General features: G+C 37.4%; 9 protein-coding genes and 1 other annotated feature. Of the genes, 1 reads left to right on the top strand and 8 read right to left on the bottom strand.

Features of this window, described 5'->3' with window-relative positions:
* Window positions 1–310: 310 nt before the first annotated feature.
* The 4 genes from serS to HMPREF9225_RS03630 form a co-directional block, all read right to left on the bottom strand.
* Entirely contained in the window at window positions 311–1,600 is a 1,290-nt protein-coding gene (serS, locus tag HMPREF9225_RS03645) for a serine--tRNA ligase (RefSeq protein ID WP_008901592.1), read from the bottom strand.
* Between the two features lie 32 nt (window positions 1,601–1,632).
* Window positions 1,633–1,796 (bottom strand) — a binding site (T-box leader).
* A 45-nt stretch (window positions 1,797–1,841) separates the two neighbouring features.
* Window positions 1,842–2,876 carry a M42 family metallopeptidase gene (locus tag HMPREF9225_RS03640; protein WP_008901591.1) on the bottom strand — a complete coding sequence of 345 codons (1,035 nt, stop codon included), beginning with the start codon at window positions 2,874–2,876 and terminating at the stop codon, window positions 1,842–1,844.
* Between the two features lie 129 nt (window positions 2,877–3,005).
* Entirely contained in the window at window positions 3,006–3,860 is an 855-nt protein-coding gene (locus HMPREF9225_RS03635) for a thiamine pyrophosphate-dependent enzyme (RefSeq protein WP_008901590.1), read from the bottom strand.
* Complete coding sequence (locus HMPREF9225_RS03630; protein ID WP_008901589.1) at window positions 3,857–5,521, bottom strand: 2-oxoacid:acceptor oxidoreductase subunit alpha; 1,665 nt, start codon at window positions 5,519–5,521, stop codon at window positions 3,857–3,859. The genes HMPREF9225_RS03635 and HMPREF9225_RS03630 overlap by 4 nt, the downstream gene beginning before the upstream one ends.
* A gap of 464 nt (window positions 5,522–5,985) precedes the next feature.
* On the opposite strand from HMPREF9225_RS03630, the gene HMPREF9225_RS03625 reads away from it, so the two are divergent.
* Window positions 5,986–7,062: a M42 family metallopeptidase gene (locus HMPREF9225_RS03625; protein WP_008901588.1), complete on the top strand. Its 1,077-nt coding sequence runs from the start codon at window positions 5,986–5,988 to the stop codon at window positions 7,060–7,062.
* Window positions 7,063–7,153: 91 nt separating this feature from the next.
* On the opposite strand, the gene HMPREF9225_RS03620 is transcribed toward HMPREF9225_RS03625, so the two are convergent.
* From HMPREF9225_RS03620 to HMPREF9225_RS03605, 4 genes are read right to left on the bottom strand one after another with little or no spacing between them, the layout of a single operon-like run.
* On the bottom strand, window positions 7,154–7,393 hold the full coding sequence (locus HMPREF9225_RS03620; RefSeq protein ID WP_008901587.1) for a thioredoxin family protein: 240 nt from the start codon (window positions 7,391–7,393) through the stop codon (window positions 7,154–7,156).
* A gap of 8 nt (window positions 7,394–7,401) precedes the next feature.
* The gene (locus HMPREF9225_RS03615; protein WP_008901586.1) at window positions 7,402–8,325 is read right to left on the bottom strand and encodes a CobW family GTP-binding protein; all 924 of its coding nucleotides are present in this window, start codon (window positions 8,323–8,325) and stop codon (window positions 7,402–7,404) included.
* Between the two features lie 17 nt (window positions 8,326–8,342).
* Complete coding sequence (locus HMPREF9225_RS03610) at window positions 8,343–9,341, bottom strand: permease (protein ID WP_141553732.1); 999 nt, start codon at window positions 9,339–9,341, stop codon at window positions 8,343–8,345.
* 1 nt (window position 9,342) lies between these two features.
* Window positions 9,343–9,624, bottom strand: coding sequence for an ArsR/SmtB family transcription factor (locus HMPREF9225_RS03605; protein WP_008901584.1), 282 nt, complete (start codon window positions 9,622–9,624; stop codon window positions 9,343–9,345).
* Between the last annotated feature and the right edge of the window lie 234 nt (window positions 9,625–9,858).

Here is a 9,858-nt window from a genome sequence, read left to right as displayed (position 1 = left end):
AACTTATTTGCATAGACTAGGTCTATAGATGTTATACCCGTTCGACTCACTTCGTTCGCTCAGGGTGACTGCCTTCCTTAGGGCTTTCCGTGTAGAGCGTCGAAGCCCTAGCCAAAATCTCCCGTTTCGCTGCAGGTCTCGTGCAAAGAGTTCCAAAGAATGAGCATTGCGAAGGCTGATTTGTAGAACTCGACTGCCTCTCAGGGTGACGGTAGTTGGGTGGTTCATTGTAGCCTTCGGCTGTGGAAGCAAAATCTTTCCACTACAAAAAAACAAAAAGGACACCTAAGTGCCCTTTCTTTAAATATTCTTATTTATCTTTTCTTCTTATTTCTTTCATGCCGCCCATGTATGGTTGTAGTGGTTCTGGGATTCTTACTGAGCCGTCTTCTTGTAGTAGGTTTTCTAGGAATGCGATTAACATTCTAGGTGGTGCTACTACTGTGTTGTTTAGTGTGTGTGCTAGGTAGTTGCCGTCTTCCCCTCTTAGTCTTATGCCTAGTCTTCTTGCTTGTGCGTCTCCTAGGTTAGAGCATGAGCATACTTCGAAGTATTTTTGTTGTCTTGGTGACCATGCTTCTACGTCTAGTGATTTTACTTTTAGGTCTGCTAGGTCTCCTGAACAGCATTCTAGTGTTCTTACTGGTATTTCTAGGGATCTAAATAGATCTACTGAGTTATTCCATAGTCTTTCGTACCACATCATTGAATCTTCTGGTTTACAGATTACTACCATTTCTTGTTTTTCGAATTGGTGGATTCTATATACTCCTCTTTCTTCGATTCCGTGTGCTCCTACTTCTTTTCTGAAGCATGGTGAGTATGATGTAAGGGTAAGTGGCATGTCTTCTTCTGGTGTGATGGTGTCTATAAATCTACCGATCATTGAGTGTTCTGATGTTCCTATGAGGTATAGGTCTTCCCCTTCGATTTTGTACATCATGTTTTCCATTTCTGCAAAGGACATTACTCCTGTTACTACTTCTGAACGGATCATAAATGGTGGTATAAAGTAGGTAAATCCTCTATCTATCATGAAGTCTCTCGCATATGCTAGGATTGCTGAGTGTAGTCTTGCTATATCGCCCTTTAGGTAGTAGAATCCTGCTCCTGAGGTCTTCCTTGCTGAGTCTAGATCTATTCCGTCGAAGCTTTCCATTATATCTACGTGGTATGGTATTTCGAAGTCTGGTACTACTGGTTCGCCGAATCTTTCTAGTTCCACATTTTCTGAGTCATCCTTGCCTATTGGAACGTCGTCTGCCATAATTTGTGGGATTACGAGCATGATTTCTCTGATCTTCTTTTCTAGTTCTTTTTCATCTTCTTCTAGATGTTCTAGTTCGTCGTTTATATGTGCAACTTCTCCCTTTACTTTTTCAGCTTCTTCGAATTCTTTCTTAGCCATGTGACCACCGATGGTCTTGGATAGAGCGTTTCTCTTACCGCGTAGTTCGTCGCCGCGAGTCTTCTTTGCTCTAAATTCTACATCCATTTCTAATACTTCATCTACTAAAGCAAGTTTTTCATCTTGAAATTTCTTCTTTATATTTTCTTTTACGATTTCAGGATTTTCCCTTACAAATTTGATATCTAACATATTTTCTCCTTAAAATAAAAAAATCCGTCCCAATAAGGGACGGTTATTACCGCGTTGCCACCCTAGTTGACATAAAATGTCCACTTGTAATGCTAAACTCCAAGGTGGATTCACAAGCTTGTTTCTTCTGCTCTCACCAATACGCAGATTCTCTTTGCAAATAGTCCTTGCTACTACTCCTCTTCAACGTCTATATTCATTTTGTAATATTCTACCATGAAAAATTTTTTATTGCAATAGATTAATCTACAAGGTCTGATCTTAGATATTTATCTAGTAGGTTAAATGTTGCTTCTACTGCCTTTTCATGTGTTCTTTCGTAGGCATGGGAAGATTCTATTCCCGCTCCGAATAGTCCGTGTTTGATGTCGTATCCTGCAGTTAGTGCTCCTGATGCGTCTGATCCATAGTATGGATAGATGTCCACAGCGTATGGGATTTTATTTTCTTCGCATAGGTCGATTAGATGGTGTCTTAGTTCGTAGTTATATGGTCCTGATGAATCTTTCACGCAGATGGAAACCACATATTCATCTGTCGTTAGATTTTCTCCGATGGCTCCCATGTCAACTGCCATGTATTCCACTACATTTTCAGGAATGTTTGAGTTCATTCCGTGTCCGATTTCTTCGTAGCAAGAAAATGCGAAATGGGTTGTCACTTTTGGTGCGATCTTTTCTTCTGTGTATTTTTTAAGTATGGATAGGATGATTCCTGCAGAAGCCTTGTCATCTAGGTGACGGCTCTTTATAAATCCACTTTCTGTTACTATGGTCTTAGGGTCGAAGGAAATAAAATCTCCCACTTCGATTCCAAGTTTTCTAGTGTCTTCTTCAGATTTTGTAACTTCGTCTACGCGCACTTCCATATTATTTTGATTTCTTTCAAGAGTTCCTGCGTCACGATAAACGTGAACAGAACTGTGGTTTAAAAGAATGGTACCTGTGATTTTTTTGCCTGATCTGGTGTGTATGATTACATTGTCATTTTCGATTGAGTTATAGGTAAATCCACCGATTAAATCAAACATGATTCTTCCTGATGGCAAAATCTTCTTAACCATTGCTCCAAGAGTGTCACAGTGGGCTGTTACAAGTCTTTCCCCACCTTCTTTTTCTCCCTTAAGGGTAACCATCACATTTCCCTTTGGAGTCTTGTAAGGTTCTAAGCCCATGGATTTAAGTTCTGACATAATATAATCCATCACATCTTTTGTGAAGCCTGTTGGTGATGGAATGGATGTAAGTTTCGTAATATATTCTATTGATCTTTGCATTTGTGCCCTCCTAAGACAAGTATACCAAAAAATCTTTTATTTTTCATTCTATGAAACAAATTATAATTCAATTTAAATTTTTGCATCAAAAAAGACCTTTGCATTGCAAAAGTCTTTACTAAATTTTTTCTATTTCATTCTATCCATTACTTTTTTCGCGTCCATTGGATTTAGAACTCTGTCTATCATAGGTTCACCATCTTTTAAGAATCCAAATTGATCTTCGTAGGTGGTGCTTTCTACTTTGTATAGAACTCCTGTAGGAATTTCATCTCCCCACATCATTGCCTTTTCCATTGCAAGGTCGAAGTTTGTGCTGTCGTAGTCTTCCCCAAGCGGTTTAACTCTTTCCTTGTACCATTTAAATGTGTTTACTTTGTTCCAAGTTATACATGGTTGAAGCACGTCCACAAGTGCGTATCCTTTAAATTCTATGGCTTCTTTTATTATTTCTGTAAGTTGTTTTACATCGCCGGAGAATCCTCTCGCTACGAATCCTGATCCAAGGGTAAGGGCAAGGGCAAGTGGTTTCATCATCTTACTTCTAGCTCCATCTTGGGCAAAAGTTTGGACTTGACCATGTCCCGTTGTAGGTGATGCCTGTCCTTTTGTAAGTCCATATACTTGGTTGTTGTGAACGATTTGGGTAATGTTTGTATTTCTTCTTATTGCGTGGATTAAGTGGTTTCCACCTTCTCCATATCCGTCACCGTCTCCCCCTTCAGCTATTACAACAGCCTTGTGATTTGCAAGTTTTATAGCAGTTGCAACAGGAAGACTCCTTCCATGTAGCCCTGCAAAGGCGTGAAGGTCGATATACTGAGGCATCTTTCCAGCTTGACCGATACCAGCAGACATAATTACATCGTCCATACCTAGTCCAAGTTCGTCAAGTGCATTCTTAAGAGCGAGCCTGATGCTTGGGTTACCACAACCAGGGCACCATTGCGTTTCTTCAGTTATATTAAATTCAAAATTTTTCATAGCACTTCCTCTAATCTTTCAACTAATTCTTCAAGGTAGAACGGTCTTCCATCGTACTTGGTGATGAGATGATCTGATGCAACCAGCGCTTCTTGTCGGATAAGCCCTTCGAACTGTCCATCTCTATTCATTTCTACAACGATATAATTTTTCGCCATAGAGTGGAATTTTTTAAATTTCTTAAGTGGTAGTGGGAACACATCTCCAAAGACAAGTCCCTTTATTTTGTGACCTTTTTCGTTTAGAAGGTCGATGGATTCTTTTACGACTCCATAGGTTGATCCCCAACATACTACCAAGGTGTCGAAGTCATCCACACCGATTTCCCAAGGTTCTTCTTCGTCGGCGATAATTCCTTCGAACTTTCTGTGTCTCTTGTCCACTTGAGCTATTCTATTTTGAGCGTCTTCGCTAGTTCTTCCGAATTCATCGTGTTCATCGGAATCCACCATGACCATGTTTCCGTTGGCACGGGTAGGAATAAGTCTTGGACTCACACCAGAATCTGTAATTTCATATCTATTGTAAGTGCCTGGTTCATAGTCATTAGGATCCGCTAGATATCTATTGATTTCAATCTTACTAAAATCAAAAGGAGCAGTGCTTATCTTTGTATCCGCAAGTTCCTTATCAGACATTAAAATCACAGGGATTTGATATTTGTCAGCTAGATTAAAAGCTCTAGTAGTTTGATAAAAAGCATCTTCAGCAGAACGAAGAGCTATAACCTTACGAGGGAATTCTCCATGTCCGTTGTGAATCAAAAATCTTAAATCAGCCTGTTCAGTGTCAGTTGGAAGTCCAGTTGCAGGACCAGGTCTTTGCACATCGATGATAACCACCGGAGTTTCTATGATGCCCGCAAGGGAAAAAGCCTCGCTCATAAGCGCCATACCAGCTCCAGAAGAACCTGTCATAGCTCGGACACCGGCAAATGATGCACCAAGAGCCATGTTTAAAGCAGCAACCTCGTCTTCACATTGATCCACCACGATTTCAAGTTCATCGGAAACTGAAGACAAGAATCCCAACACTCCAGAAGAAGGAGTCATAGGATAAGCAGCGTAGAATTTACAACCAGCTGCAGCAGCTCCAAGACCAACCGCTTGGTTTCCATTTATTAAAATACTTTCCCTTGCTTCAATCGGATTTACTTCAGTCTTAGTAATACTGTAACCGTAGTCTAGAGCCTTGATATTTCCTTCGATTAGACCTTCCTTAAAAGTTTCTCGAACCACTTCTTCTCCGACCTTCACATCAATCTTTAACTTGCCAAGAAGCATACCAAGACCGATGGTAGAAATCATCTTTGGATTACCAAGTTCCTTAGCCTTCTTAACTAAATTATATTTTTTAGTACCTTCAAAACCTTCGATGCCTTCGTCGCAGAAACTAACTCCGCCTTCATTAAGTCTATCAAGATGTCTTTCAAGAGTCTCTTCATTTAGAGCAAAGATCACATCCAGACCACGTCTTGGACTTGAAATTTCTCTATCAGAAAATCTGATTTGAAAGAAATTGTGACCGCCTCTAACACGAGATCTGTAGTCAGAAGTGGTGTATACATAGTAGCCACTTCTCTGTAAAACCTTGTTGAAAAGGTTTGCCACCGTATCCATACCTTGGCCGGCAGCCCCGCCAATCAATACATTTCTGTCCATATTTTTCCTCCCATTTATTCGAATAGATATTCGTATTCATATAATACCCGTAAATTTATATAAATATACTGTAATAATATAAATTAAATTTTTGGCAAAGTTATATTAATTAATATTTGTTACCGTGCTATAGGTAGAGTGTTTAATTTTTTCATGCTATAGGTAGAGCATTTAAATTTAATCATCCGTTTTTAACCACACCAGGGTTATACCCATTCGACTACAGAACCTTCGGCTCTTCCGCTCAGGGTGACTGTCTTCCTTTGGGTTTTCTTTATAGAGTCTTCCCAACTGCGGTCACCCTGAGCGAACGCAGTGAGTCGAACGGGTATAACCTCTAAAGGTCAAGCTATTGCAAATAAAATCAATAACAATTCTCAAAGCCACCCGTTTCTAACCTTCCCTCAAAAGTGTTATAATAAATTTAAATAAACTTTATAAACATAAATAAAATAGGAGGATTTATGACTGATATTAATTTAATAGAAAGTATAACCACCGCCTTTGGTCCATCTGGATTTGAAGACGACGTGCTAGATGTTATAAAAAATAATTTAAAAGATTTTTCCATCGAAACCGATTCTATGAACAATCTATTTGCTAGAATAAAAAATAATTCTGACAAACCTTACACAGTTTTACTCGACGCTCACACAGACGAGGTCGGCTTCATGGTGCAAAGTATCCTAGACAACGGAACTCTTATGTTCGTTCCACTTGGAGGTTGGGTAGCAACAAATATTCCTGCCCACCTAGTTGGAATCAAAAATATTCACGGAGAAATTGTAGAAGGCATCACCGGATCTACTCCACCACATTTTATGAGTGAAGAAGAAAGAAAACGCCCTCTTTCAATCGATTCCATGTTTATCGATATTGGAGCGAAATCGCGAAGAGAAGTTATAGAAGATTTTGGAATAGATGTGGGTGCTCCTGTGGCTCCACTGGTTGATTTTAGACACGACGCCAAGAGAAACCTAATAAGGGGCAAGGCTTTTGACAACAGGCTCGGCTGCTGCTCAATCATCGAAACTCTAAAGAGAATTAAAGATTCTAAAAATTTAAATGTAAATGTGGTGGGAGGTTTTGCTGCCCAAGAAGAAGTGGGCATGCGTGGTGCAAAGATCACAAGCGCAAAGGTTAAACCGGACCTTGCAATTTTATTCGAAGGCTCCCCTGCCGATGACAGATACTTCCCGGAAGGAGTTGCCCAAGGCACTCTCGGCGGTGGTACTCAAATTCGCCACATGGATCAATCCTACATCAGCAGTTTCGAATATATTAAATTTGCAAAAGAAATCGCAAATAAAAATAATATTAAGTACCAATCTGCCGTTCGTCGCGCCGGCAGCACCAACGCCGGAGCAATTCACTTAAGTGGAGAAGGCGTACCTGTGCTAGTTCTAGGTATACCATCTAGATTCGTACACAGTCATTACAATTTCGCAGACATCTCTGACTTTGAAGCAACAGTTGATCTTGCGGTAAATGTAATTGAAAATCTGGATGAAGAAAGCATCAAAAAGATTTTAAAGAAATAATTTTTAAAATCCAGAATAAATTTAACAAAAACGCAAAAAAATCCCTAGTCATAGGGATTTTCTCTTTTTTAATTATTTTACAAATATTTTGTCACATTTCTTTTTTTAAAATCTTAACCAGATTCTTTACACTTGCAACATTTCCGCTCACCACAAGCTTACCATCCACCATTACAGATGGAGATGTCATCACTCCAAGTTTTACTATTTCTATTAAATCTTCAACTTTTTCTACTTTTGCATCGAGATTTAATTCATTTACCGCTTCTGTCACATTTTCATAAAGCTTATCGCAATCTTTGCAACCTTCTCCAATTACTTTTATTATCATCTTCCACCTCAATTCTTAAGTTTCATTGGTTTATTTACTATTTCTTTCCAATTTGTATCTATGGTTCTTATGACCTTTGGACCTACCTTTGAGAGAAACACAAGCTCTGAGTTTTTCCTTTCACCATGTGGTTTGTAATCGATTAGTTTTTCCACCACATCCACTTGGAACCATCCTTCTTCAAGATGGAAAAATCCTTTTATTCTATAACAATCTGGAAGTACTTTTTCTAAAAACTCATTTAACTCTTTTCTTGTAAGAATTTCTTCTGTTTGCAAGGAAATGGTCTTAGGCTTATTGTCAACTGTGTTTAAAGAATCTTCACTTGCTATTTTATTTAAAGATTTTAGATCTGTACTTAGAAAATCTAGTCCTATATTTCCTTCTTTTCCATACTTTATTAGACAGTTTGGATTTATTTCTTTAATCTTTTCATTTATCTTATGAATTTGGTTTTCATCTACAAGATCAATCTTATTTACTATTGCCATATGACAGTGGACGAGTTGGCGATAAACCGTTTCTTCTTTTATTTGATCTAAGAAATTAACAGCATCTATAAGGCATATTGCAGCCTTAAATTCATATACATCGCCTGCTAGTACCTTTACAGCTTCAAGGATTTCTTCTATATTGGAAGGATCCGCAAGCCCTGAACTTTCAACGAATACATAGTCTAGATCCATCTTTCCCATTTCAGCAAGAGATTCTACAAAAGATAGTTTTAAACAGGAGCAAAATATGGAGCCTCTGCTGATTTCCGTCATCTTTATGCCATCTCTATCAATTATTTCTCCATCTACATTTATTTTTCCAAACTCATTTTGAATTATTCCTATCTTTTTATCTTTAATCTTATCTAAAAGATTTAATAGAAATGTAGTCTTCCCAGATCCTAAAAATCCTGTAAGTACGTATAATTTTTTCTTCATAGTTCCTCCTATTTTATTTATATGAATAGATAACTAAATATATTGAAAATATATCCAACTATTATAATTCCACTTACGCATATTATTATAAAAAGCCTTAACAATCTTGGCTTTATCGCTCTTCTTAACATAATCAAAGATGGCAAAGAAAGAGTGGTCACAGCCATCATAAAACTTAAAACAGTTCCAAGTAGCGCTCCCTTTGCAAAGAGGGCTTCCGCCACAGGTATAGTCCCAAAGATATCTGCATACATTGGTGCACCTACAAGGGTTGCAATTATAACGCCAAAGATATTATTCTCACCCAGTATTTTTTCTATAAAATCATTTGGAATCCAGTTGTGGATGATGGCTCCTATTCCCACTCCTACAAGGACATAAGGATAAACTTTTTTAAAAGTGGATACCACTTGATCCTTAGAAAAATTAATTCTATCCTCTATGGTCAGTTCCGATTGAGAAACTTCACCTACATTGGCGTTTAAAATAAATTCTTCTATCTCACGCTCCATCTTTGCGCTTTCTATAATCTTTCCGCCAACTACAGCTATGACTAGCCCAAGCAAAACGTAAACGACAGCTATCTTTGCTCCAAAGATACTCATAAGAAGAATAAGACTTCCAATATCAACCATTGGAGAAGAAATTAAGAACGAAAATGTAACTCCAATAGGAAGACCTGCACTTGTAAATCCAATAAAAAGTGGAATAGATGAGCAAGAACAAAAAGGTGTCACAGTGCCCAGTAAAGCTGCCACAATATTTGCGGAAATTCCTTTGAATTTTGCCATAATCTTCTTACTTCTCTCTGGCGGAAAGAAGCTCTGTATATATGAAACGATAAAGATAAGCACGCTTAACAGTATAAATATCTTTAAAACATCGTAGATGAAAAAATGGATTGCATCACTAAGTCTCATATTTAAATCAAATGGAATTAGTTTTAATACTTTACCTGTTAGATTGTAAAGCCAATTCATTTTAAAAATATTATTTTGGATAAATTCAAAAATCATTTTAAGCCCCGGTATTAAATAAATCATCCATGTAATTTTTTAATTCTTCCATGGTTTTTCTATTTAATGTGTAGTAATTCCACACACCGGCTTTCTTAGTCTTAACCAGTTTAAAATTATTTAAAATCTTCATGTGGTGAGAAAGAGTCGGCTGAGTTATATCAAAAGTTGCAAGAAGTTCGCAGGCGCACCTCTCCTTATTATCTGAAAGTATCTTTATAATTTTAAGACGTGTTGGATCCCCAAGCACTTTTAAAATCGCCGCTACATCTAGTAATTTCATAATATTCCTCCTTATTAAATAGATGTCTATCAATGTAATTATATTATTTATATTGATGAGTGTCAATGTATTAAATAAAAATTTTTACTCCAAGTATTTTTAATAAATATAAATAATGATTATGCCATTAGAGATTTTTTAAAAATTTCAATAAAATTAGAAACTTCCTTAGATTTTTGAATCTATCTTTTTATTATTAAAATAATTTCTTAAATAAAAAAAGACGATAGATTA

The organism is Peptoniphilus duerdenii ATCC BAA-1640 (genome assembly GCF_000146345.1).
Classification (GTDB): domain Bacteria; phylum Bacillota; class Clostridia; order Tissierellales; family Peptoniphilaceae; genus Peptoniphilus_B; species Peptoniphilus_B duerdenii.
The sequence above is the reverse complement of the archived record's forward strand: the minus strand, read 5'-3'. Positions and strand labels throughout refer to the sequence as shown.